23 protein-coding genes are annotated in these 24,199 nt (G+C 70.5%); 19 read left to right on the top strand and 4 right to left on the bottom strand.

The genetic code is table 11. The features are described 5' to 3' along the window. Positions 1-41: 41 nt before the first annotated feature. From AB0C20_RS00435 to AB0C20_RS00390, 10 genes are all read left to right on the top strand, one after another. The gene (locus AB0C20_RS00435) at positions 42-902 is read left to right on the top strand and encodes a DNA-formamidopyrimidine glycosylase family protein (RefSeq protein WP_357178449.1); all 861 of its coding nucleotides are present in this window, start codon (positions 42-44) and stop codon (positions 900-902) included. Positions 903-1,166: 264 nt separating this feature from the next. Then, complete coding sequence (locus AB0C20_RS00430; RefSeq protein ID WP_357179465.1) at positions 1,167-2,738, top strand: sugar transferase; 1,572 nt, start codon at positions 1,167-1,169, stop codon at positions 2,736-2,738. Between the two features lie 39 nt (positions 2,739-2,777). Further along, on the top strand, positions 2,778-4,004 hold the full coding sequence (locus AB0C20_RS00425; RefSeq protein WP_357178452.1) for a histidine kinase: 1,227 nt from the start codon (positions 2,778-2,780) through the stop codon (positions 4,002-4,004). Between the two features lie 23 nt (positions 4,005-4,027). Further along, positions 4,028-4,789 (top strand): LytTR family DNA-binding domain-containing protein, encoded by a 762-nt coding sequence (locus AB0C20_RS00420; RefSeq protein WP_238670054.1) that lies wholly within the window; start codon positions 4,028-4,030, stop codon positions 4,787-4,789. A 66-nt stretch (positions 4,790-4,855) separates the two neighbouring features. Further along, positions 4,856-5,518: a DUF5701 family protein gene (locus AB0C20_RS00415; protein ID WP_357566898.1), complete on the top strand. Its 663-nt coding sequence runs from the start codon at positions 4,856-4,858 to the stop codon at positions 5,516-5,518. Between the two features lie 226 nt (positions 5,519-5,744). Next, complete coding sequence (locus AB0C20_RS00410) at positions 5,745-6,425, top strand: response regulator transcription factor (protein WP_357178459.1); 681 nt, start codon at positions 5,745-5,747, stop codon at positions 6,423-6,425. Next, positions 6,422-7,504 (top strand): HAMP domain-containing sensor histidine kinase, encoded by a 1,083-nt coding sequence (locus AB0C20_RS00405; protein ID WP_357178462.1) that lies wholly within the window; start codon positions 6,422-6,424, stop codon positions 7,502-7,504. The genes AB0C20_RS00410 and AB0C20_RS00405 overlap by 4 nt, the downstream gene beginning before the upstream one ends. After that, complete coding sequence (locus AB0C20_RS00400) at positions 7,501-9,201, top strand: DUF4173 domain-containing protein (RefSeq protein WP_357178465.1); 1,701 nt, start codon at positions 7,501-7,503, stop codon at positions 9,199-9,201. The genes AB0C20_RS00405 and AB0C20_RS00400 overlap by 4 nt, the downstream gene beginning before the upstream one ends. A gap of 44 nt (positions 9,202-9,245) precedes the next feature. Further along, the gene (locus tag AB0C20_RS00395) at positions 9,246-9,659 is read left to right on the top strand and encodes a hypothetical protein (RefSeq protein WP_238687560.1); all 414 of its coding nucleotides are present in this window, start codon (positions 9,246-9,248) and stop codon (positions 9,657-9,659) included. Further along, complete coding sequence (locus tag AB0C20_RS00390; protein ID WP_357178469.1) at positions 9,660-11,303, top strand: cation acetate symporter; 1,644 nt, start codon at positions 9,660-9,662, stop codon at positions 11,301-11,303. Positions 11,304-11,322: 19 nt separating this feature from the next. Here the strand turns inward: AB0C20_RS00390 and AB0C20_RS00385 are convergent, their stop codons facing one another. Continuing rightward, complete coding sequence (locus AB0C20_RS00385) at positions 11,323-12,177, bottom strand: hypothetical protein (protein ID WP_357178472.1); 855 nt, start codon at positions 12,175-12,177, stop codon at positions 11,323-11,325. Further along, entirely contained in the window at positions 12,170-12,670 is a 501-nt protein-coding gene (locus AB0C20_RS00380) for a SigE family RNA polymerase sigma factor (RefSeq protein WP_357178475.1), read from the bottom strand. Before AB0C20_RS00380 ends, AB0C20_RS00385 begins: the two co-directional genes overlap by 8 nt. Before the next feature lie 255 nt (positions 12,671-12,925). Between AB0C20_RS00380 and AB0C20_RS00375 the strand changes: the two genes are divergently transcribed. Next, positions 12,926-13,690 carry an ABC transporter ATP-binding protein gene (locus AB0C20_RS00375; RefSeq protein ID WP_357178479.1) on the top strand — a complete coding sequence of 255 codons (765 nt, stop codon included), beginning with the start codon at positions 12,926-12,928 and terminating at the stop codon, positions 13,688-13,690. Then, on the top strand, positions 13,687-15,372 hold the full coding sequence (locus AB0C20_RS00370; RefSeq protein WP_357179469.1) for an ABC transporter permease: 1,686 nt from the start codon (positions 13,687-13,689) through the stop codon (positions 15,370-15,372). The genes AB0C20_RS00375 and AB0C20_RS00370 overlap by 4 nt, the downstream gene beginning before the upstream one ends. Here AB0C20_RS00370 and AB0C20_RS00365 read toward each other — a convergent pair. Next, positions 15,369-15,575 carry a DUF397 domain-containing protein gene (locus tag AB0C20_RS00365; RefSeq protein ID WP_357178482.1) on the bottom strand — a complete coding sequence of 69 codons (207 nt, stop codon included), beginning with the start codon at positions 15,573-15,575 and terminating at the stop codon, positions 15,369-15,371. The two genes, AB0C20_RS00370 and AB0C20_RS00365, sit on opposite strands and share 4 nt — an antisense overlap. After that, positions 15,572-15,844, bottom strand: a complete 273-nt coding sequence (locus tag AB0C20_RS00360; protein ID WP_357566897.1) for a Scr1 family TA system antitoxin-like transcriptional regulator — start codon at positions 15,842-15,844, stop codon at positions 15,572-15,574. The genes AB0C20_RS00365 and AB0C20_RS00360 overlap by 4 nt, the downstream gene beginning before the upstream one ends. A 449-nt stretch (positions 15,845-16,293) precedes the next feature. Here AB0C20_RS00360 and AB0C20_RS00355 point away from each other — a divergent pair, with 449 nt between their 5' ends. The 7 genes from AB0C20_RS00355 to AB0C20_RS00325 all read left to right on the top strand — a co-directional run bounded on the left by AB0C20_RS00355 (position 16,294) and on the right by AB0C20_RS00325 (position 24,195). Next, positions 16,294-17,046, top strand: coding sequence for a flavin reductase family protein (locus AB0C20_RS00355; protein ID WP_357179472.1), 753 nt, complete (start codon positions 16,294-16,296; stop codon positions 17,044-17,046). Positions 17,047-17,221: 175 nt separating this feature from the next. Beyond that, positions 17,222-17,587 (top strand): DUF485 domain-containing protein, encoded by a 366-nt coding sequence (locus AB0C20_RS00350; protein WP_088950720.1) that lies wholly within the window; start codon positions 17,222-17,224, stop codon positions 17,585-17,587. Next, on the top strand, positions 17,565-19,256 hold the full coding sequence (locus tag AB0C20_RS00345) for a cation acetate symporter (RefSeq protein WP_112679586.1): 1,692 nt from the start codon (positions 17,565-17,567) through the stop codon (positions 19,254-19,256). The genes AB0C20_RS00350 and AB0C20_RS00345 overlap by 23 nt, the downstream gene beginning before the upstream one ends. 89 nt (positions 19,257-19,345) lie before the next feature. Next, the gene (locus AB0C20_RS00340; RefSeq protein WP_210782732.1) at positions 19,346-20,323 is read left to right on the top strand and encodes an NAD-dependent epimerase/dehydratase family protein; all 978 of its coding nucleotides are present in this window, start codon (positions 19,346-19,348) and stop codon (positions 20,321-20,323) included. A gap of 76 nt (positions 20,324-20,399) precedes the next feature. Further along, on the top strand, positions 20,400-21,626 hold the full coding sequence (locus AB0C20_RS00335) for an LCP family protein (protein WP_357178489.1): 1,227 nt from the start codon (positions 20,400-20,402) through the stop codon (positions 21,624-21,626). 399 nt (positions 21,627-22,025) lie between these two features. Continuing rightward, on the top strand, positions 22,026-23,057 hold the full coding sequence (locus AB0C20_RS00330; RefSeq protein WP_357179475.1) for an LCP family protein: 1,032 nt from the start codon (positions 22,026-22,028) through the stop codon (positions 23,055-23,057). A 220-nt stretch (positions 23,058-23,277) separates the two neighbouring features. Then, complete coding sequence (locus AB0C20_RS00325) at positions 23,278-24,195, top strand: LCP family protein (RefSeq protein ID WP_357566896.1); 918 nt, start codon at positions 23,278-23,280, stop codon at positions 24,193-24,195. The last annotated feature ends 4 nt before the right edge of the window (positions 24,196-24,199 follow it).

The following is a 24,199-nucleotide window of genomic DNA, read 5'->3' as shown; positions in this document are numbered from 1 at the left end:
TCATTCCTCACGCTCACGGGAAAGAAGGCTACCGTTGTGTCGTGCCCGAACTACCGGAGGTTGAGGCGCTCGCGGGTTACCTGCGTCAGCGCGCGGTGGGGCGGCGCGTCGATCGGCTGGAGATCGCCGCGATCAGCGCCCTAAAGACGTACGAGCCGGCGCCGACCGAGGTCGCCGGCCGGGCGGTTGTCGACGCCAGTCGGCACGGAAAGTTCCTCGACGTCCTCTTCGAGGGCAGCCTGCACCTGGTGGTGCATTTGGCGCGAGCGGGCTGGCTGCACTACCGGGAGGCGTTCCCCGCCACCACCCCGCTGCGTCCGGGCAAGGGCCCGATCGCGGTGCGGGTACGCCTGGACGACGGTTCCGGCTTCGATCTCACCGAGGCCGGCACCCAGAAGAAGCTGGCCGCGTATCTGGTCACCGACCTCGCGACGGTCCCCGGTGTGGCCAAGCTGGGCCCGGACGCGCTCGCCGCGGATCTGCCTCTCTTCGCCGAGCGGCTGCGGAGCAGGCGGGGGCAGGTCAAGGGGGTGCTGACCGACCAGTCGGTGCTGTCCGGGGTGGGCAACGCGTACTCCGACGAGATCCTGCACGCCGCGAAGCTGTCCCCGTTCGCGATCACCGATCGGCTCACCGACGCCCAGATCGCCACTTTGCACGCCGCCACCCGACAGGTCCTCGGCGACGCGGTCGAGCGGTCCCTCGGTCAGCGGGCCGCGGAGCTGAAGGGCGAGAAGCGCTCCGGGCTGAAGGTGCACGCCCGCACCGGGCTGCCCTGCCCGGTCTGCGGTGACACTGTGCGCGAGGTGTCGTTCGCCGACTCCAGCCTCCAGTACTGCCCCACCTGCCAGACCGGCGGCAAGCCGCTCGCTGACCGTCGGTTGTCTCGCCTCGTACGGTGAGTAATGGCACTTCAGGGCTACGGAGCGGAATCTCCCTCAGTGAGCGGAAGCTCCGGTCCGCCCTTCTCGCCACGCGCGCATCCATCGGTATAGTGGCCCGGTCCCCGGCTTCTGAAATGGTGCGGAGCCGGCCAGATCCCGCCAGCACCGTCGGTCGCCAATCTCCTTCGGGGCGACGACCGGTCGGAGCCAGCGTGGGAGACTGGGACGGTGGGCGACCCGGGCCTTCACGCCGAGTGAGCGGCCCGTGTCATGCGGGAGGACATGGGTGAGGTGACGGCAAGCCTCCAGCGCCCGGTAACCAACGAAGGCCGGAGCAGACTCGTGCGGCACGTCGACAGCTTCGAGATCCAGCCGCCGACGCCGCCGTCCCACAACGGCGTCCCTCGGTCGGCTTGGACGAGGGCGCGACGCCGTGTCTCCCGCTGGCACCGCCCCTACATCGCGATCCTGCTGCTGCTCGACTTCGGCGCCGCGGCGTTCGCCAGCTGGATCGCGATCCAGCTCTTCGACCAGGCTGCCTCCGGGTTCTCCGGCACCCAGCAGGACCCGACGTGGTTCCACACCGTCTCCTACCTGCTGCTCCCGCTCGGCTGGGTGGTGATCCTCTGGAGCAACCGGGCCTACGACCGGCGCTACCTGGGGCTCGGCCCGGACGAGTTCAAGCGGGTGATCCGGGCATCGGTGACGGTGGCCGCGAGCGTCTCCTTCCTCGCCTTCTCTACTGTCACCCAGCTCTCCCGGTTCACAGTCGGCACGGCGCTGGTCGGCGCGACGCTGTTGATCCTGTGGGGCCGTTTCGTGGCCCGGTGGGCGCTGCACTACATCCGGCGGCGGGCCGGCCAGGCCGCTCACCGGATGGTGCTGGTCGGCACCCTGCCCGAATGCCTGGAGGTCTACGCGGCGGTCACCCGCAGCCCGGCCGCCGGGCTGATGCCCGTCGCCATCCACATCACCGACGGGTACGCGGCGGCCCGAGGCATGCCGACCCCGGTTCCGGTGTACGCCGGACGCGACGTCCTGGCCCTGGTCCGTGAGGTCGGTGGGGACACGATCGCCGTCTGCGGGTCGGCCAGCGCGGAGCCGGGCGAGTTGCGCCGTCTGGCCTGGCAGTTGGAGGGCTCCGGCGTCGATTTGGTGGTCGCCCCGCAGCTCACCGACATCGCCGGCCCTCGGGTGCACATCCGGCCGATCGAGGGTCTGCCGCTGCTGCACGTCGAGGAGCCGACCCTCTCCGGGCCGGCGCTGCTGGCGAAGAACCTGATGGACCGGGTCGCCGCTGGTCTCGGCCTGCTGCTGCTGGTTCCGCTCTTCCTGGCCATCGCCGTGGCGATCCGGATCTCCGACCCCGGGCCGGTCTTCTTCCGCCAGCCCCGGGTGGGGCACGAGGGGCGCACGTTCCGGGTGTGGAAGTTCCGGACAATGTACGTCAACGCCGAGGACCGGCTGGCCAGCCTTGTCGATCGGAACGAGACCGACGGCATGCTGTTCAAGATGAAGGAGGACCCGCGGGTCTTCCCGGTCGGTCGCTTCCTGCGGGCCACGTCGCTGGACGAGCTGCCGCAGCTGATCAACGTGCTGTGGGGCGAGATGTCGCTGGTCGGGCCCCGCCCGCTACCGGCCGACGACGGCGACTTCCTGGGTGACGTGCGGCGCCGACTGTTGGTCCGCCCCGGCATGACCGGGCTGTGGCAGGTCTCCGGCCGCTCCGATTTGTCCTGGGACGAGTCGGTCCGACTGGACCTCTACTACGTCGACAACTGGTCGCTCGCGTACGACCTGAGCATCCTGTGGCGCACCGTCGGGGTGGTGCTCGCCCGCAAGGGCGCGTACTAGAGGGTTGGCGCGCCGGCTCGCAGGGGCGAGGATCGCTGCGTGGCTGCCAACCTCTCCGCCGTGGTCGGCGTCGTCTCACTCGTCACCGCGCTGACCGCAGCCCTGCTGGCGGTGCTGCGGCTACGAGCCCGCCGTGGCATCGCCACGGCCACCCAGCGGGCCACCTACGAGGTGCTGCACACCGCCGGCCTGGCGGCCGAGCCGCTGCGTGCGGGGTTGAGTGAAGCGGGCGCGGCGAAGGCCGTACGGCATCTGCGGGCGCTGGTGGGCGCGGTCGGGCTGGCGCTCACCGACGCCGACCGGTTGCTGGCCCTCGACGGGCGCGGCACCCACCACGGAGAGCAACTGCTAGCGGCGGCCCAGCGGACGGTGGACAGCGGCCGCTCGACGGTGCTTGGTGAGCAGGAACTGCACTGCGATCGGGTCGACTGCCCGGTCCGCGGGGCGGTGGTCGCGCCGTTGCTGGCGGCGGACGGCCGGGTGGTGGGCGCGCTGGTGGCGGTCGCCGACAGCCCGCCACCTCCGGGGTTGGTGCAGGCCACCCTCGAGACGGCGCACTGGGCTGGCAACCAGCTCGCCCTGGCCGAGCTGGACTCGTCGCGGGAGCGGCTGGCCCGCGCAGAAATCCGCGCGTTGCGGGCGCAGATCAGCCCACACTTCATCTACAACGCGCTGACCGCGATCGGCTCGTTCGTACGCACCGACCCGGAGCGGGCCCGGGAGCTGATCCTGGAGTTCGCTGAGTTCACCCGGTACTCGTTCCGGGCGCACGGGGAGTTCACCACGCTGGCCGAGGAGCTGCGGTCGATCGACCGCTACCTGACCATCGAGCGGGCCCGGTTCGGCGACCGGTTGCAGGTGCGGTTGCAGATCGCACCGGAGGTCCTGCCGGTGACGCTGCCGTTCCTCTGCCTCCAGCCGCTCGTGGAGAACGCGGTTCGCCACGGGTTGTCCCGCAAGCCGGGCACGGGCATGGTGAGCATCGAGGCCCGGGACGCGGGAGCCGAATGCCACATCACGGTGGAGGACGACGGAGTGGGAATGGATCCGACCACGCTGACCGCCGGCATCGCCGAGCTGGCCCGCGGCACCGGCGACCCGGGCGACGACACGGGCCAGCACGTCGGCCTCTCCAACGTCGACGAGCGGTTGCGCTCGGTCTTCGGTGACCGGTTCGGCCTGGTAGTGGAGACCGGGTTGGGCTCGGGCACGAAGGTGAGCATGCGGGTGCCGAAGTTCCACCCGGGCGTGCGGGCAGGGTCGTGAGCGAGCGGACCGGGACGGGTGCGGTGAACGCTTCCGGTTTCTTGCGCGTCCTCGCTGTGGACGACGAGCCGCCCGCCCTCGACGAGCTGGCGTACCACCTGCGGGCCGACCCCCGGGTGGCCCGCCTGCACACGGCCGGGGATGCCACCGAGGCGCTGCGGCTGCTGCGCGACGGCGACGTGGACGTGGTCTTCCTGGACATCCGGATGCCCGGCCTGGACGGCATGGAGCTGGCCCGGGTGTTGCGCCGCTTCGCCCGGCCACCGGCGATCGTGTTCGTCACCGCGTACGACGACGGCGCGGTGGACGCCTTCGACCTGGGCGCCACCGACTACGTGCGGAAACCGGTGCGTGCCGATCGGCTCGCCGAGTCGCTGCGTCGGGTGATCGGCTCGCGGGTGGTGCCGTCGCACCCGGCGGCGCTGGCCCGCGCCGAGGAGGACCCGACCATCCCCATCGAGTTGGCCGGCACCACCCGGATGCTGCCCCGTTCGGCGGTGCGCTGGGTGGAGGCGCAGGGCGACTACGCCCGGTTGCACACAGCGGACGGGTCGCACCTGGTGCGCGTCTCGCTGGCCACGCTGGCGGAGCGCTGGGCCGATGCCGGTTTCGTCCGGGTGCACAGGTCGTACCTGGTGCAGTTGAAGTTGATCGCGGAGTTGCGCCTGGTCAACTCCGGCTACGTGGTGGTGATCGACTCGACCGAGCTGCCGGTGAGCCGGCGGCACACCCGGGAGCTGAAGGACAAGCTGGTCAGGGCCGCGAAGCAGGATTGGAGTCGCTGAGCCGGGAATGGGAGCAGCCCTACCGTACGTTGTACGCTAAGCCGTACGACTTCCGGGAGGCTTGCCGTGACCGAGACCCTGTTCGACGCCGAATCCGAGTTCGACAGCCAACTCGACCGACTGGTGCAGCTCGGCTACCCCGCCCTCGCCGGGCTGACCGAGAACGCCTTCCGCGACCTTGTTGCGCCACTGCGCGCCAGGGCGGTCGAGGGCACCGCCGGCCTGCCCGCACCCACCGACGCCCGGGTGCCGTTCCTGCTGGTCACCACCCGGGACCTCATCGGTGTGCCGGAACGGGTGGAGGTGACCACCCTGGCCGGCAAGAGCAAGCCCGGCGTCGTCGACCAGAACTTTGCCGAGGACGACCTGCCCCGCTTCGACCCGATCAAGGAACTGGAGGTGCCCGCCGGTCCGGCGTACCTGCTCTTCGACGTCGACCGGGGCGAGGAGTACCGCAACCTGGCACCCGCCACGGCCATGGAGGGGATCACCGCCCAGGGTCGACTGCCGCTGAGCATCGACGAGGGGCTCGCCTTCATCACGCTGCACCCGGCCGCGTTGGCGAGCAACAGGTGCTTCTCGCTGGTCGGCTCCCGGTGCGGCGACAAGCGGGTGCCGGCGCTGTGGATCAGCCAGGGCGCACCCAAGCTGGGCTGGTGCTGGTACGGCAACCCGCACACCTGGCTCGGCTCCGCCTCGGCCCGGCCGGAGCGCGTCGGCCTGGAGTGACCGCGGGCCGACGATGATCGACTCGGGTTCCTGGAAGTCGGGCCATCCCACCGGTCCGGACGGCCCGGCTTCCAGCACCTCGGTCGGTTGTCCACAACGAGCCTCCGGAGTTCCCACACGCCAACCGGCATGATCCCCGAGTTATCCACAGCCGTGACCGGTTCTCCACAGGTTATTCACAACGCAAACCACTGATCTCCACGGCCGCTCCCTACAGTCAGGACCCATGAGCGCACGCCGGGTACTGGTGGTCGAGGACGAACGGACCATCGCCGAGTCCATCGCCGCCCGACTACGGGCCGAGGGTTTCGCTGTGGAGATCGCGGCGGACGGGCCCAGCGCTGTCGCCCAGTTCCACGCCGGACAGCCGGATATCGTCGTCCTCGACGTGATGCTGCCGGGCTTCGACGGCCTGGAGGTGTGCCGCCGGATCCAGGCCGACCGGCCGGTGCCGGTGCTGATGCTCACCGCCCGGGACGACGAGACCGACCTGCTCGTGGGGCTGGCGGTCGGCGCCGACGACTACCTCACCAAGCCGTTCTCGATGCGGGAGCTCACCGCCCGGGTGCACGTACTGCTACGTCGGATGGAACGGGCCGCCGCCACTCCCGCGCCGCCCGCCATCCGCCTCGGCGACATCGAGATCAACGAGGCCGAGCGACGGGTCCGCCGGGCCGGGGCGGACGTGCACCTCACCCCGACCGAGTTCGACCTGCTGGTCCACCTCGCGGGGCGGCCCCGCACGGTGCTCCCCCGGGAACGGCTGCTCGCCGACGTCTGGGGATGGGGTGACGGGAGCGGCACCCGCACCGTGGACAGCCACATCAAGGCTCTGCGCCGCAAGTTGGGCGCCGATCTCATCCGCACCGTGCACGGGGTCGGCTACGCCTTGGAGCTGCCGTCATGACAGCGACAGTGCTCACCCGACTGGACCGGGTGCTGGAGTTGCTGCCCCGACCGCTGGACCCGGTGCGCTCGATCAAGCTGAAGCTGGGTGTGCTGCTGGTCGCCTCCGGGGCGGCCGGGCTCGCCTACTTCTCGTACGGCATCGGTTGGCCGCCGCCGATCACCTCGGCCACCGCCATCGCCGTCGCCCTGCTCACCTCGCAGGTGCTCGCCCACGGCATGACCTCGCCGTTGCGGGACATGACGGCAGCCGCCGGCGCGATGGCCCGCGGCGACTACACACGTCGGGTACGCGCCACCTCCCGCGACGAGGTCGGCGAGCTGGCCCAGGCGTTCAACAAGATGGCCGAGGACCTGCACGCCGCCGACCAACGCCGACGCGAGCTGATCGCCAACGTCTCGCACGAGCTGCGTACGCCGATCACCGCGTTGCAGGGCGTGCTGGAGAACATGGTGGACGGGGTCGCCGACCCCGAACCCGCGGCGCTGCGTTCGGCGTTGGCCCAGACCGAACGGCTCGGGCACCTCGTCGCCGACCTGCTCGACCTGTCCCGACTCGACGCCGGGGTGGTGCCGCTGCGGCGCGTACGCATAGACGTGGGGGACTTCCTCGACGAGGCGGTGGAGCACGCCACGGCCAGCGCGTCCGGCGCCGGCCTGGACGTGCGCTTCCAGCTCCGCGACCTGCCGGCACCGCTGACGGTCCACGCGGACCCGTGGCGACTGCACCAGGTCTTCGCGAACCTCCTGGACAACGCGGCCCGACACAGCCCACCCGGCGGCACGGTACGGCTGTGCGCCGAGGAGCACGGCGACCAGCTCCGCTTCGAGGTGAGCGACGAGGGCCAGGGCATTCCGCCGGACGAGCGTTCCCGGGTGTTCGAGCGGTTCACCCGCGGCGACCGGTCGGCCGGCGGCGGGACCGGACTCGGCCTGGCCATCGCCCGGTGGGTCGTCGAACTGCATGGCGGCCGGATCGGTGTCCTCGATCCCGCTGAACCAGACCGGGGTGGCCGGCCCGGCTGCCGCATCCAGGTCACCATCCCGTGTGACGGGCCATACCGAGAAGAGGCAGCATGACCAGCCCCGGCAGCACCCCCCTCCCGGCCACCGGGCCGACCGGGCCGGCGCAGGTCGCCCCGACCGTCAGGCCCGGCCCGGCCGCACCACCGGCGGCCGGTCGGCCCCAGGCTGCTCCGGCCGTACCGCTCCTGCCCCGGCCACCATCGATGATCACGCGGCGTTGGCCGGGGCCATCGGGCGAAGCGGGTCCGACGGTGCTGGTGGCGTCGACGGCGGCAGCAGTCGTCGGCGCCTCGGTGCTCACGATGGTTCGTCCGGGCCTCGGCTGGCTGGTCGCCGCGTTGGCCGGCACTGCCGCCCTCACCACCGCCGCCGTCAGGTCCGGGACGCCCTCCCCGGTCGCGGCCCGCACCGAGCCGACCGAGCCCGGCACCGCATCCGGTGCCGAACCCGCCCGTCCCGGTGCCACGGGGGCACCGGGGCGGGTGGCGCAGGTCGCCTGGGCTGCGGCGACGATCGCGTTGATCGCCGTCGGCACGTTCCGGGCCGCCGGTTGGCTCTTCGCGCTCTGCCTGATCGCAGCGGTCGGGGCCCTGACGCTGGCGGTGACCGGCGGGCGAAGCCCACTCGGAATGCTGGTCGCCGTGACACTGCCACCCGCCGCGACGGTACGGGCGCTCCCGTGGGCGGTACGCGGAGTGCGTACCAACCGCCCGGCGGGGTCGGGGGTCGGGTTCGGACGCATCGTGAGCAGCCTGGCGGTGTCCGCCGTCCTGCTGACGCTGTTCGGGTTGCTCTTCTCCTCCGCCGACGCGGTCTTCGCCAACCTGGTCGGCGGTCTGCTGCCCGACATCGACCCGGCCGGTGTGATCGGCTGGTCGCTGCGGCTGCCCCTGATCGGCGGTGGTCTGCTCGGCGGCGCGTACCTGGTCACCCGCCCACCCGACCTGGAGGGTCTGCGACCGGCGTCGTCACGGCCGGCCCACCGGCTGGAGTGGACCCTCCCGCTGGTGTTGCTCGACGCCCTCTTCGCCGCGTTCGTGCTGGTCCAGCTGACAGTGTTGTTCGGCGGAGCGGGGCACGTGCTGCGGACGGCAGGGCTCACCTACGCCCAGTACGCCCGCGGCGGTTTCTGGCAACTGCTCGCCGTCACCGCACTCACCCTGCTGGTGATCGCGATCGCCGCCCGCCGGGCGCCGAAGGCCACCCGGAGGGACCGCCTGCTGGTCCGCGTACTGCTCGGCACACTCACCGCGCTCAGTCTGGTGATCGTCGCCTCGGCGCTCTACCGGATGCAGGTCTACGCCGACGCGTACGGTGCCACCCGGCTGCGGCTCGTCGTGTCGACTGTCGAACTCTGGCTCGGGCTGCTCTTCGTCCTGGTCGGGGTTGCCGTGGCGCGGTTGCGGGCCGAATGGCTCCCCCGGCTCGTGGTCGGCACCGCGGTGCTGGCGCTGCTCGGGTTGGCCCTTCTCAACCCGGACCGCCTGATCGCCGATCGGAACGTCGACAGGTACCTGGAGACCGGCCGGTTGGACGTCAGCTACCTGTCCGGGCTGTCGGCCGATGCCGTACCGGCCCTGAACCGGCTGCCCGAACCGATGCGCTCCTGCGCGCTGGGGCAGATCGCCGCCGAGCTGCCCCGGGACGGGTTCTGGGCGGCGAACCTCGGCAGGGAACGCGCCCGGCGGGTTCTCGACACGACCCCGGTGAGCGCCAGCCTGACCGACTGCCTCGGGTTGCAACGCTGGTGAGCATGAACGCTTGACAATCGCGTACGGCGGGCGAGACTGCCGGGGTGGCCAAGCAACTCCCCGACGTGGGGTCGAGCGGTGCGGTACCGCCGCCCCGGCGGTCCCGGATCGTGCTGGCCGAGATCACCAGGCAGGACACCCGCGCCGAGCGGACCCGCGCCGAGCTGGCTCAGCAGACCCAGGTCGGCGAGGCGCTGGTCCGCGGCCTGGTCCGGGCTCAACTCGCGCTGGCGCTGCGGCTGTCCCTGGTGGTGGCCATCGGTCTGGGCGGGCTGCCCTGGCTGTTCGCGATCGCACCCTCGCTCGGCCGGACCACAGTCGCCGGCGTCAACCTGCCGTGGCTGCTGCTCGGGGTGGCCTCCTTCCCGTTCCTGATCGGCGTGGGCTGGGCGTACGTGCGGCTGGCCGAGCGCAACGAGCAGGACTTCACCGACCTGGTGCAACGGCCGGAGCGCTGAGTGGGCAACGACTTCGTGGTCCCGGCCATCGTCGCGGTCACCCTGGTCACCGTCGGGATCGGCTTCTACGGGCTGCGGTTGGCCCGGACCACTTCCGACTTCCTGGTGGCGTCCAGGGCGATCAGTCCGACCTGGAACGCCGCAGCCATCGGCGGGGAGTACCTGTCGGCGGCGAGCTTCCTCGGCATCGCGGGGCTGGTCCTCAAGTACGGCGTGGACGTGCTCTGGTACCCGGTCGGGTTCGCCGCCGGCTACCTGGCCCTGCTGCTCTTCGTGGCCGCGCCGCTGCGCCGCTCCGGGGCGTTCACCCTGCCCGACTTCTGCGAGCTGCGGCTGGGGTCGCGTCGACTCCGCATCCTGGCCACCGCCTTCGTGATCTTCATCGGTTGGCTGTACCTGGTGCCGCAGCTCCAGGGCGCCGGGCTGACCCTGGCCACTGTGGCCGGCTCCCCGTACCCCCTCGGAGCTCTGCTGGTGGCGGCAGTGGTCACCGCGAACGTGGCGCTGGGCGGCATGCGCGCGATCACCTTCGTGCAGGCGTTCCAGTACTGGCTCAAGCTGACCGCTCTCGCCGTACCGGTGATCTTCCTGGCCCTGCAGTGGCAGGCCGACGGCCGCCCGGCGGTGACCCCGCCCGACGGGCCGACGTTCCGGGCCGCGACCACCGTCGTGGTCGAGCACCGCGCGACCCTCACCCTGCCCGACGGTGACGTCCGGGAGGTACGCCCCGGCGACGAGCTGACCTTCGCCGCCGGTGATCCGGTGCCGGACGTCTCCGGGGTGGCCACCGATGCCAGCGACTGGTTGCTGCCCAGCGCCGCCGGTGACGACGACCGGGGCCTGTTCGCCACGTACTCGCTGATCCTGGCCACCTTCCTGGGCACCATGGGCCTGCCGCACGTGCTGGTGCGCTTCTACACCAATCCGGACGGCGCGGCGGCCCGTCGGACCACACTGGTCGTGCTGGCGCTGGTCGGCGCGTTCTACCTGCTGCCCACCCTGTACGGGGTCCTCGGCCGGATCTACACCCCGCAACTGCTGCTCAGCGGCCAGACCGACGCGGTGGTGGTGCTGCTACCCGAGGCGGCCCTGGGTGACGGCCTGGCCGGGCGGCTACTCGCCGCGCTGGTCGCCGCGGGCGCCTTCGCGGCGTTCCTCTCCACCTCGTCCGGCCTGCTGACCAGCGTCGCCGGGGTGATCTCGACGGACGTGCTCGGTCGGGGATCGGTACGCGGGTTCCGGCTGGCCACCGTCATCGCCGGTGGCGTGCCAGCGGTGCTGGCGCTGCACGTCTCCGGGCTGGACGTCTCGCAGGTCGTCGGGCTGGCCTTCGCGGTCGCCGCTTCGAGCTTCTGCCCGCTGCTGGTGCTCGGCATCTGGTGGCGCGGGCTGACCGACGTGGGCGCCACCGCCGGCGTGGTGGCCGGCGGCGGCGCGGCGATCGGCGCGGTGCTGGTCACAGTGCTCGGGCCACCGCTGTCCGGCTGGCCGGCCACGCTCATCGCGCAGCCGGCCGCCTGGACGGTGCCACTGGCCTTCACGGTGATGGTCGCCGTGTCGATGGCGACCCGCCGGCGGGCCCCGGCCGACGTCGCCGCCACCATGCTCCGCCTACACACCCCGGAAGCCCTCCGCATGCAGTGATCACCGCTGCGACATGCCCTCAGCAGGTGTCAGTGCCGGCGCAGAGCCGCTGCGCCACCGGGCGGGCGTACCGCAGCGCCTCCTTCGGGGTGGTGTCCATGTCCAACGCCACCTGTGCCACCAGGTCACCCTGCCGTACGACGAGCCAGCGGCTCCGCACGCCCTCGATGTCCGAGCCCACCAGCAGAGACTCGTCACCGGCCCCCAGCCCATCGGCCAGGACCGACATCGAACTGGTCGCCCCCCTGGGTTTGCAGTCGGTGAAAAGTGCCCGGACCGCGTCCATCTCACGGGCGGCATCGCGAATCGAGAAACGGACGACGCGTTGGATCATCCTGTCGGTCGGCGAGTCGAACGACACGGTTCGCTGGGCGAGCCTGCGGCTGGACGTCCCGGACGGCGCTTCGCGACAGTAGATCGACACCGACTCCAGGCTCCAGTCGCCGTCAATGTCGTCCTCTGCCATCGTGAAGCCGACGGGCAGATCCGAGAGCCGCAGCATGGCTGCGGCCGGGATCGCCGGGTTGGTGGAACCGGCTGACGGCCGACCACTGGTACGTGACGGGCTCGATGGCGGTGTGGCGGGAGTTGTGCTGGTCGTCGACGGCCGAGGAGCGGCGGAGGTGGGCGACGGCGTGGGTGTCGGGGTGGGTGATCCGGTCGCCGGCAGCACCGGCGTCGGCGCGCCCTCCCGGCCGCTGGCCAGCGCCACCGCCCCGGCGGCCACCAGGGCCACTGCCACCACTGCGGCGAGCGCCGCAGCGATCCTCGTCTGGCGGGCTCGTCGCAGACCGCGCTCCCGCACCTGTGTGGTCGGGGCCCAGCTCAGGTGCTCGGTGTCCCGAAACAGGTCGACGAAGGGCTGATCAGGCATTGCTGACCTCCTCGGGGAGGGTGGTGCCGAGCAGAGGTGCGAGAGCCTTGCGCCCTCGGGCGAGCCGGGCCTTGACCGTGCCGACCGGAACAGCGGTCCGCGTCGCGATGTCAGCTACCGAGAGATCCGCGAGGTGGTGCAGGACGATCGCCTCGCGTTGGTCGGTCGGTAACTGACGTAACGCGGCGACCAGCGCGACGTTGTTCTCCGACGGTGGTTCGACCGCGGTCACCGGACCATTCCGCCGATGGGCGGTGATCCCGTTCCGGATCTTCCGCCAACGGTTCTGAAGGAGGCGGTGTCCCACGAGGTGCACCCACGCCTCCGGATCGTCGTACTCGCTGATGCGCCGCCAGCGCTGCCAGGCCCGCACGTACGCCTCCTGCGCGGCGTCCTGCGCCTCATGGAGGTCGCCGCCGAGCGCGTACAGCACTGTGACGACCCGGTGCCTGCTGGCTCGGTAGAACTCCTCGAAGCCGTCATCTCTGTCCAATGTCTCTCCCCGTTTCGCTCCTGCCCCTGTCACCCGCGAACACGGTGCCCGGTTGCACAGCTGGCCGCGCTGGATCGACCTGCTCCGCGATCTTGCACTTTCTGTCGCGACAGAGGACGCATATCCCCCATGTCGACAACAGAGACCGCAAGATCGGCGGGTCTGTTGCCCGGAACCTTCGTCCGCCTCGGGGATGATCGCGGGTCCGCCCGCCGCCGGACGGCGGAACTGGCGATCGACGGATAACGTCGGCGCATGACTGTTGAGCACCCCGCGCTCGCACTGCGTGGCCTGGCCAAGCGGTTCGACGGCACGATCGCGGTGGCCGGCGTCGACCTGGACGTCCCCGCCGGCTCCTTCTATGGCCTGCTCGGCCCGAACGGCGCCGGCAAGACGACCACCCTGTCGATGGCGGTCGGGCTGTTGCGACCGGACGCCGGCTCGGCCTGGGTGCTCGGGCACGACGTCTGGCAGGACCCGGTCACCGCCAAGCGGCTGCTCGGTGTGATGCCCGACGGTGTCCGGTTGTTCGACCGACTGACCGGCGCGGAGTTGCTGGCGTACAACGGGTTGTTGCGGGGGATGGATCCGGTGGTGGTCGACCAGCGGGCTGCCGAGCTGCTGGACGTGCTGGCGCTCGGCGACGCCGGTCGGACGCTGGTGGTGGACTACTCGGCGGGCATGAAGAAAAAGATCGGCCTGGCCTGCGCGCTGCTGCACGGCCCCCGGGTGCTGGTGTTGGACGAGCCGTTCGAGGCGGTCGACCCCGTCTCCGCAGCGCTGATCCGGGACATCCTCACCCGGTACGCGGCCGGCGGCGGCACCGTGGTCTTCTCCAGTCACGTCATGGAAGTCGTCGAGCGGCTCTGCTCGCACGTGGCGATCCTGGCCGGCGGCACCATCAAGCGGGTGGGCGCCATCGACGAGGTCCGCGGCGGTCGCTCGTTGGAGCAGGTCTTCGTCGAGGTGGTCGGCGGGCGCACCGCGACCGGCGAGGAGCTGTCGTGGCTCTCCCAGTGAGCGCGGACGCCACCCCTGCCGCGCCGGTACGCGCTGTCTCCGCCCGCCACTTCGTACGGCTCAAGCTGCGGGTGATGGGCAACAACTTTCGGGGCCAGGGCTGGCGGATCGCCCTGTTCGTCGGCGGCGCGTTGCTCGGGCTCTGGTTCGCCGCCAGCGGGTTCTTCCTCTTCGCCGCTCCGGGCCTGACCGGCAACGGCCGGTACGCGGTGCTGATCGCGGCGGCCGGCGGCGGGCTGCTGGTGCTGGGTTGGCTGTTTCTGCCGCTCGTCTTCTTCGGTGTGGACGAGACACTGGACCCGGCCCGGTTCGCGTTGCTGCCGCTGTCCCGGCGCACGTTGGTGACCGGCCTGTTCGTGGCGGCCCTGATCAGCGTGCCGGTGCTGGCGGTGCTCATCGCGTCGTTCGGGCTGGTGCTGACCGCCTGGTCGTTGGGTGGCTGGTCGGCGGGTCTGGTCGCCGTCGTAGGTGTGCTCGCCGGGTTGCTGCTCTGTGTGGCCGCCAGCCGGGCGGTGACCAGCGCCTTCGCCACCATGTTGCGGTCCCGACGGGTCCGCGACCTGGCGGCCGTGCTGCTGGCGGTGACGGCCGCGCTGCTCGGCCCGTTGCAGATCTTCGGCCTCGCCGCGCTGCGTGAGGCGGACTGGACCCGCTTGACCGGCGTGGCAACCGTGATCGGCTGGACGCCGTTGGGTGCTCCGTGGACCCTCGGCATCGACGTGGCCCAGGGGCGGGTGTGGGCGGCGCCGGTCAAGTTGCTGATCACCGTGGTGGCGCTCGGTGCCCTGCTGGCCTGGTGGTCCCGGTCGATCGAGTCGGCGATGGTGGGTGCGGCGAGCACCGGTAAGGTCCCGGTGCGGCGCGGGGTCACCGGCGGCGCGGTCGCCCAATTGTTCCCCCGGGTCGCCACCTGGGCCGGCCGGGACCGGTTCGGTGCCCTGGTCGCCCGGGAGGCCCGTTACTGGTGGCGGGACGCGCGCCGCCGAGCCAACCTGATCACGATCGCGGTGGTCGGCATCTTCGTACCGGTGATGATCAATCTGGGTGGCGCCGGGTTCGCGGCTGGGGAGGGAATGGCGCAGGACGCCAGTGACAGCTCCCCGGTCCTGGTCACCATCTCCATGCTCTTCGTGGGTGTGCTCGCCTCCGTCACCCTGGCCAACCAGTTCGGCTTCGACGGCAGCGCGTACGCGGCGAACGTGGTGGCCGGGGTGCCCGGCCGGGTCGAGTTGCGGGCCCGCATGACGGCTTTCTCGCTGTACGTGCTGCCGATGTTGGGCGTCGTCGCCGTGGTGTTGTCGTTACTGCTCAGCCGACCGGAGTGGATCGGGCTGACCATCGGCGGCCTGGTCGCCACCTACGGCGCCGGGTTGGCCGTAAACAGCCTGATCTCGGTGCTCGGGGCGTACTCACTGCCGGAGACGAGCAACCCGTTCGCCATGAACAGCGGTGCGGGCCTGGCGAAGGGGCTGCTCACCCTGCTGGCAATGCTCGCCTCGGTGGTCGCCGCGGTGCCGATGGTGGTGGCCGCCGCGCTGCTCGGTGACGCGTGGCTCTGGCTGGCCCTGCCGGTCGGGGCCGCGTACGGGCTGGGCGCGGCGCTGCTGGGCGCGTACCTGGCCGGCGACGTGCTGGACCGACGTCAGCCCGAACTGCTGGCCACTGTCACGCCGCGCCGTTAACCGGCCCGTCGGCTGGCCGCCTGGACGGCATCGGCAAGAAAGCCGCGCCAGGCGGCCGGAGCGAAGGTGAGGGTCGGGCCGGAGCGGTCCTTGCTGTCCCGGACCAGGACGACACCTGGCACGTTGTCCGCCACCTCGACGCAGGCACCGCCCGTGTCGCCGGACCTGGTCGACGTCCGCCAGCGGGGTTGAGGAACGGTCATGGCGTCACCTTCACGTGTTCACGAGCAACGTCCTCGACATAGGTGACCCGTTCACCGTCGGGCAGTTCAGCGAGCAGAAAGCCGCCCGTCAACCCGACGTGGGCTCCGGCGTCGAGCGGCACGACGCGCAGTCTGACGCTCGGCATAACGGCGAGTTCCATCAGCCGACCAAGCTGAGCGTCCAGTACCGCCGGCCCACCGATCGGGCGGCGTAGGGCCGTCTCGTCCAGGACGAAGACGCATTGCGGCGACTCTGCCCGCTGCCACAACTTCCGGGGCAGGAACGGGGCACGGTGGTCGTACCGGAAAAGGAAGGTTGCCGCAGCGACGGCCGTGCCGGGCGCGAACGGATCGGAGCGGTCGGCTGGCCCGCCGAATCGACCACCCGCGTGGGCGAACCGGCCGACGGTGGCTTCGCCGCGACCCGGCCGGGCCGGTTGGCTGACCCCGGCGCAGACCTGGCGCGCGAACGGTGGCCGCTGGTGAAGCCCGCAGCCCGGCCAGCGGATCGGACCTCAGACCACGCAAGCCACCGGACGGCGCATCGCACCAGGGATCGGTGTGTCACCGCGAGCGTGATGCCTCAGGGGCATCAATATGACTCAGAGGCATCACGGTCATTCGGGAATCGCCTTCCGCCGAGCGGATCGCGCCGCAGCCGGGCGACTCCACCGCCCGGGCCGGCCGGAGAGCCAAGGTGAGCCGGCCACACCTGCCGATGCGGCCGCTGTGGCGGTGTCGGGGCTGCGGCGCGCTCTGGCCGTGGCAGCCGGCGCGGCTGGCACTGCTCGCCGAGTACCGAAACGACCGGGTGGGGCTGCTGGTCTACCTGGGCGCCCTGATGGCGGAGGCCGGCGCGCAGCTCACTCGGCTCGGCGGACGACCCGCCGACCTGCACGAGCGCTTCCTTGGTTGGGCGAGGGTCCGGGGCGGCACAATGTTTCACGTGAATCATGAGCCGGGTGCCGAGATCCACCACACCGATCCGTTCGCGGTTCCGACCGGGCAACGGTCGCCGGTACGCCGGCTGCGTGGTCGCCTCGCCGCACCGGTGACCCTCTGGACGGCGCCCGGTCCTGCCGGGCTGACCGTCTCGTCCACCCTGGTGGCCGAGGGGGAGCCAGACCGGCTGCTCGGGCTGATCGACCCGGAGTCCGACCTCTGGGCGGCCGTCGAGGAGTCGGGTCGATTCGCTGTCACTCCGCTCGGCCCGCCGCACCGGCAACTCGCCGACCGGTTCGCCGGCCTCTTCCCCGCCCCGGGCGGGCTCTTCGCCACCGGCGCGTGGAACGAGACGCCGTACGGGCCGGTTCCGGCGGATGCCGCCGGCTGGGCCGGGTGCCGGCTGGACACCGCCCGGGAGTACGGCTGGGGCCTGCTGGTCGAGGCCACGATCGAGGCGGTCGACCTGGCCGAGGAGGCCACTCCGCTCCTGCACTACCGAGGTCGCTACCACGAGCTGCCGAGCTGAACGGACGCCTCGCCAGGGGCGACCGATCACCGCAGTGACCTGAGTCACTTGGCGCAGCCAGTCAACCGCTCGGCGCACTCGCCGACCGGCGTCGATCTCAGCCTTCCCTGGCGGGGAGTGCGCTCTTTACGGTGCGCGAAACTCCTCTGACGCCTGTGAAGGTGGTGATCCACAGATGTCCACGGACACACCCGCTCCGGCCGCTTCCCAGTCGGACAAGTACCTGGCCGTACAACGGTCGGACGAGTTCGCCGGGCTGCGGCGTGCGCTGCGCGGCTTCGTCTTCCCGATGACCGTCGCGTTCTTCCTGTGGTATGCGCTCTACGTCATTCTCTCCGCGTACGCCCGGGACTTCATGGGCACGAAGCTGTTCGGCAGCAACATCAACGTCGCACTGGTCTTCGGCCTGCTCCAGTTCGTCTCCACGTTCCTGATCGCCTGGCTCTACTCCCGGTACGCGGACCGGAAGATCGACCCCATCGCGGACCGGATCCGCGCCGAGATCGGGGAGGTGACCCGTGAAGACGGTTCACGCGGTTGAGACGTTCCTCGCGGCTGAGGCGGGCGATCACACCGCCCGGAACCTGACCATCACGCTCTTCCTGGTCTTCGTGGCGGTGACCCTGGGCATCACCATCTGGGCCAGCCGGCAGACCAAGACGGCGACTGACTTCTACGCTGGCGGCCGGTCCTTCTCCGGCTTCCAGAACGGCATGGCGATCGGCGGCGACTACATGTCGGCCGCCTCGTTCCTCGGCATCGCCGGCATCATCGCGCTGTACGGCTACGACGGCTTCCTCTACTCGATCGGCTTCCTGGTCGCCTGGCTGGTGGCCCTGCTGCTGGTCGCGGAGCTGCTGCGGAACTCGGGCCGGTACACGATGGCGGACGTGCTGGCCTTCCGGATGCGTCAGCGTCCGGTGCGTACGGCAGCGGCGGTCTCCACCATCACGGTGTCGATCTTCTACCTGCTCGCCCAGATGGTTGGCGCAGGCGCGCTGGTCGCGCTGCTGCTCGGCATCCGGCCGGGGACGACCTTCCTCGGCATGGACGCGGACACCGCCAAGGTGGCCACCATCATCATGGTCGGCACGCTGATGATCATCTACGTCACAGTGGGTGGCATGAAGGGCACCACCTACGTGCAGATCGTCAAGGCGTTCCTGCTCATGGGCGGCGCGCTGTTGATGACCATCCTGGTGCTGGCGAAGTTCAACTTCAACCTGTCGGAGCTGCTCGGCCAGGCGGCCGCCGCATCCGGCAAGGGCAGCGCGTTCCTCGAACCCGGGCTCCGGTACGGCGTCGAGGTCGCCGGCAACTCGACGCAGACGTTCTACAACAAGGTCGACCTGCTGTCCCTGGGCATCGCCCTGGTGCTCGGCACCGCCGGTCTGCCGCACATCCTGATCCGCTTCTACACGGTGCCGACCGCGAAGGCGGCCCGGAAGAGCGTGCTCTGGGCGATCGGCATCATCGGCACCTTCTACCTGCTCACCCTGGCCCTCGGCTTCGGTGCGGCGGCGCTGGTCGGCAGCCAGGCGATCACGGCACAGGACAAGGCGGGCAACACCGCCGCGCCGCAGCTGGCCGAAGCGCTCGGCATCGACTTCTTCGGCGGCGAACTGGGCGGGGCAGCTCTGCTGGCGATCATCGCGGCGGTCGCCTTCGCCACCATCCTCGCTGTGGTCGCCGGGTTGACGCTGGCCTCGTCGTCCAGCCTGGCGCACGACTTCTACGCGAACGTGTTGAAGAAGGGTGAGGCGTCGGAGCGGCAGGAGGTGCGGGTCGCCCGGATCTCCGCCCTGGGGATCGGCGCGGTGTCGATCGCCCTGTCGATCTACGCGCAGAACCTCAACGTGGCGTTCCTGGTGGCGCTGGCCTTCGCGGTCGCCGCCTCGGGCAACCTGCCGGCGATCCTCTACAGCCTCTTCTGGCGGCGGTTCAACACCTCCGGCGCGGTGTGGGCGATCTACGGCGGGCTGATCTCGGCCGTGCTGCTGGTGTTCTTCTCGCCGGTGGTCTCCGGTGCGGCGACGTCGATGTTCCCGGACCACGACTGGCAGTGGTTCCCGCTGTCCAACCCGGGCATCCTCTCCATTCCGTTCGGTTTCCTCTGCGGGTGGATCGGCACCGTCATCTCCAAGGAGCACGACGAGGACAAGTACGCGGAGCTGGAGGTGCGGGCCCTCACCGGCTCTGGCGCCCACTGATCGCGGCACCTGTTTAGGGGTTCCCTGTTGACGTACGACGTCAACAGGGGACCCCTTCCGCGAATTCGGCGGTCGGTAGGCTGAGCCGTATGAAGGTTGCTGAGCGCTTTGGTTCCGATCACCGCGTCCTCGTCACCGGCGGAGCTGGCTTCGTCCCGTCGCACCTGGTGGACGCCCTGATCGCCCGAGGCTGCACTGTGGTGGCGCTGGACAACTTCGTGACCGGCTCCAAGGAGAACGTCGCCCACCTGCTGGATCGGCCTACCTTCACCCTCGTCGAAGCGGACATCTCCGACGGCCTGCCGACCCACCACCCGGCGCTGGCCGAGCGGTTCGACGCGATCCTGCACATGGCCTCTCCGGCCAGCCCCACCGACTTCGCCCAGTTGCCTGTGGAGATCCTCCGGGTCGGCTCGGTTGGCACCCTGCACCTGCTGGAGCGCGCGGCCGCCGACGGCGCCCGGTTCCTGATGGCCTCGACCTCCGAGGCGTACGGAGACCCGAAGGAGCACCCGCAGCGGGAGACGTACTGGGGCAACGTCAACCCGATCGGGGTCCGCAGCGTCTACGACGAGGCCAAGCGCTTCTCCGAGGCCGCGACGATGGCGTACCACCGCTACCGCGGGCTCGACGCGGCGATCGTCCGGATCTTCAACACGTACGGCCCGCGGATGCGCCCGGACGACGGCCGCGCCATCCCCACCTTCATCTCCCAGGCGCTGCGCGGCGAGCCGATCACCGTGCACGGCACTGGCAACCAGACCCGGTCCATCTGCTTCGTCGAGGATCTGGTGCGCGGCATCCTGCTGCTGCTCGACTCGACCGAGACGGGCCCGGTCAACTGCGGCACCGAGCACGAGCTGACCATGCGGCAACTCGCCGAGTTGATCGTGTCGCTCTCCGACAGCACCTCGAAGGTGACCTATGTCACCCGCAGCTCGGATGACCCGGAGATGCGCCGACCGGATCTCACGCTCGCTCGTGAACTGCTCGGATACGAGCCGTCGGTAGCGCCCGAAGATGGCCTGCGACGCACGATCGAGTACTTCCGGTCGCGGCTAGGGTAACCAGATCTTCGCGTACCGCCTGCCGCTGAGTGTCGCCTGAAGGCGGCAGTGGCTCCCGCTACGTACCCTGAGTTACATGTCCGCGACCTCGTCAGCCGGCGTCCCGCATCCGTACCTGCACCGCAGCGCCGGGCGCGCGTCGGTGCCCGGCCCCGATCGGGGCGCCTCCGGGCGCGCCCGTCCGACCGAGGCGCGCTTCTACCCGTCGTACGACGAGGAGCAGCCTCGCTCCGGCGGCCCGGCGGGGCCCTCCGGGCCCGGCGGCCCGGGTGGCACCGGCGGGTCGGGGCGGCGCGGCCCGCGACCGCGCTGGGGACGGATCGCCCTGGTGGCCGGGGCCGCGGTGCTGGTGCTGGCGTTGCTCGGCAGCGTCGGCGCCTGGTTGTACGCCCGCAACCTCAACAGTGACCTGGCTCGCACCGACCCCTTCGCGGAGATCACCGGTGGTCGGCCCGCCAAGACCGTCGATGGCGCGCTGAACATCCTGCTGGTCGGCAGCGACTCACGGGACCCGGACGCGCCGGTCGACAGCAAGAGTCAGTGGCGCGCCGACACGATCATCGTCATGCACATTCCGGCCGACCACCAGGAGGCCTACCTGGTCTCCATCCCCCGGGACCTGTACGTGCCGATCCCGAAAAGCGCCGGCGCGGACTGCGGCTCCGGCTCGCGCGCGAAGATCAACGCAGCGTTCGCGTTCGGTGGGCTGCCGCTGGCGGTACGCACCGTGGAGTGCTTCACCGACGTTCGGATCGACCACGTGATGGCGATCGACTTCGGCGGTTTCAAGGAGGTAACCGACGCTCTCGGCGGGGTGGACCTGAAGGTGGAGCGCACCATCACCTCGATCCACAAGCCGTACCGGACCTTCACCAAGGGCACCAACCACATGGACGGTGCGGAGGCACTGGACTGGATCCGGCAGCGGAAGCAGTTCCCGGACGGGGACTTCGCCCGGATGCGGCACCAGCAGGAGTTCCTTCGGGCGCTGATGGACAAGGCGGCCAGCACCGGCACGCTGGCGAACCCGAAGAAGCTAAACGATTTCCTCAAGTCGGTGACCGCAGCCGTAACCGTCGACCAGACTTTCTCGGTTACAGACATGGCGCTGCAGTTCCGTAACCTGCGCGGCCAGAACCTCACCTTCGTGACCAGCCCGAACTCCGGCAGCGACACGATCAACGGTGAGTCGGTGGTGGTGTCGGACCGGGAGAAGGCGCTCGCGATGTACCAGGCCATGTCCGCGGACACGATGGCCGACTGGGTCAAGGCGAACCCGCCGAAGAGCAACGACGGCGGCTGACCGCGGCCCGGCTGGCACCAGCCGTTCGGGTCATCGAGCAACGACGATCGACTGAGTCTGGAAAAATCGACGTCCGGATTGACCCGGGATGAACTCGCCAAGTCGATTTGATGTACGTACAGTGGTGCCGCCCCCTCCTGATCACGAGCTGGAGCACGCATGCCGGTTCAGGCCAGTCGTCGCCCTTCTACCTCCGGGTCCGCCGCCCCCAGCGGTCGAGTCGCTGCGGCCATACCCGCGCAGGCACGCCCCTCGGGGGGCGGGCCAGGCTCGCGTCCGCCCGGCAACGGCGGTGGCGGCGGTGGCGGCGACCGCCCGGGTGGCGGTGGTTCGAAGAAGCGGACCAAGCGCAAGGATCCGCTCTGGGCCAGGCTGACAGTTGTCTTCGGTGCCGTGCTGATGCTGAGCAGCGGGGTGGCCATCGTCGGCAGCAAGGCGTTGATCGGGCAGGCGACCGGCGGCATCGCGAAGGGCAACCTGCTGGGTGATGCCGGCAAGTCCGACGCCGAGGGCGGTGCGAGCCTGGACGGCCCGATCGACATGCTGCTGCTCGGCGTGGACGCGCGGGAGCGCTGGGCCGCCGACGACGTCCGCTCGGACAGCATCATCATCCTGCACATTCCGGCCACGCACGACCAGGCGTACCTGATCTCGATCCCCCGGGACACCGAGGCGCAGATCCCCGCGTTCAAGAAGAACGGCTACGGCGGCGGCTCGGGAAAGATCAACGCCGCGTTCCAGGCCGGTGCCGCCAACGGCGGCGGCTGGGAGGGTGGCGCCCAGCTGATGGCCCAGACGATCAAGCGGCTCACCGGGATCAGCTTCGACGGCGCGGCGATCATCAACTTCGGCGGCTTCAAGAACGTCATCGACACCCTGGGCACTGTGCGGATCTGTGTCAGCCAGGAGGTCAAGTCGCTGCACATGTCGTACGTCGACGGCAAGCCGATGTGGAACGCCGACGCCAAGAAGACCGGCAAGCAGCGGACCCCTGTGGTGCACAAGAAGGGCTGCCAGGAGATGGAGGGTTGGGCCGCGCTCGACTACTCCCGGCAGCGCAAGTCCCTCAAGAACGGCGACTACGACCGGCAGGCCAACCAGCAGCAGCTGATCAAGGCGATGGCGAAGAAGGCCACCGAGGGCGGGATGTTGTCCAACCCGGCCAAGATGAACAACCTGATCAAGGCGGCGGGCAAGGCGTTCGTGCTGGACACGGGCGGCGTGCCGATCGAGGACTTCATCTTCACCATGCGCGGGGTCACCGGCAACGAGCTGACCATGCTCAAGACCAACAACGGCACCTTCCACGCCAACAACAACAACACCGAGGGCTTGAGCGAAGAGACGATGGCGATGTTCCAGGCGGTCAAGCAGGACAAACTCGCCGAGTTCGTCTTCACCCACCCTGAGGTGATCTCCACCCGCAAGTGAGGCCGGGAGTCGCGGAAAGCCAGCGACCGTCCCCTCACCGCCCGTAGCCTGACGTGAGCAGGTTTCACGTATCGGCTGCGGGGAGGCGGACACGTCCAGGTGGGGACGGAACGCAGCGGACCGGGCCGGAGCGGCCGCGTCCGCCCGGTCGCCCAGCGCCCGTTGGCCGCGGATCCTGCTCGGCATCGGCCTGGCACTCGTCCTGCTGGCGGGGCTCGCCGTGGCCGGGCTCAAGACGCTCAGCCACCGCTACGACCGCACGGTGACCAAGGAGCAACTGCTCGACGCCGACGCCCGCACCGAGCGCACCGACCTGGACGGGCCGCTCAACTACCTCCTGGTCGGCTCCGACCGGCGCCCGGGCGACAGCGGCCCCGACCAACGCTCGGACACCATCCTCATCGTGCACGTCCCCGCCGGGCAGCGGGAGGCGTACCTGGTCTCCATCCCGCGTGACCTGCTGGTCGCCATCCCGCCCGCGAACGGCTTCGGCGGCGGTCAAGACAAGATCAATGCCGCGTACGAGCACGGCGGCGGCGGGCAGGGCGGCGCCCAACTGCTCTCCGCCACCCTGCACCGGCTCACCGGAATCCGGTTCGATGGCGCCGCGCTGATCGACTTCTCCGGCTTCCGGAAGGTCATCGACCTGCTCGGCGGAGTGGAGATGTGCGTGGACACCGAGGTCCGCTCGATCCACACCAAGCGGGTCTTCCCCACCGGCTGCCACCAGATGGACGGCGCGCAGGCGCTGGACTACGTCCGACAGCGCTACGACCTGCCCGGCGGTGACTACGACCGCCAGCACCACCAGCAGCAGCTGCTCAGGGCAATGTTGGACAGCGCCGGCAAGGCGGACCTGCGGAGCAACCCCGTCAAACTGGACCAGGTGCTCCGGGCGGTCGGCGGCTCGTTGACCGTCGACACCAACGGCGTGCCCCTGGAGGACCTGCTCCTCGCGCTGCGCGCGCTGCCGCCCGACGGGATGCGCGGCATCCAGGTGCCCTCCTCGCCGCAGACCATCGACGAGGTCTCGTACGTGGTGCTGGACAACGGCGGAAACGGACTCTTCGAGGCACTCCGCGGCACCCGGGTGCCGGCCTGGGCGCAGGCCAACCCCCGCTGGGTGACCCGGTTGTGACGCT

It is taken from the genome of Micromonospora sp. NPDC048843 (assembly GCF_040649965.1).
Lineage (GTDB): Bacteria > Actinomycetota > Actinomycetes > Mycobacteriales > Micromonosporaceae > Micromonospora > Micromonospora hortensis.
Note: the sequence above shows the minus strand (reverse complement) of the source record. Positions and strands in the feature narration are given on the sequence as shown.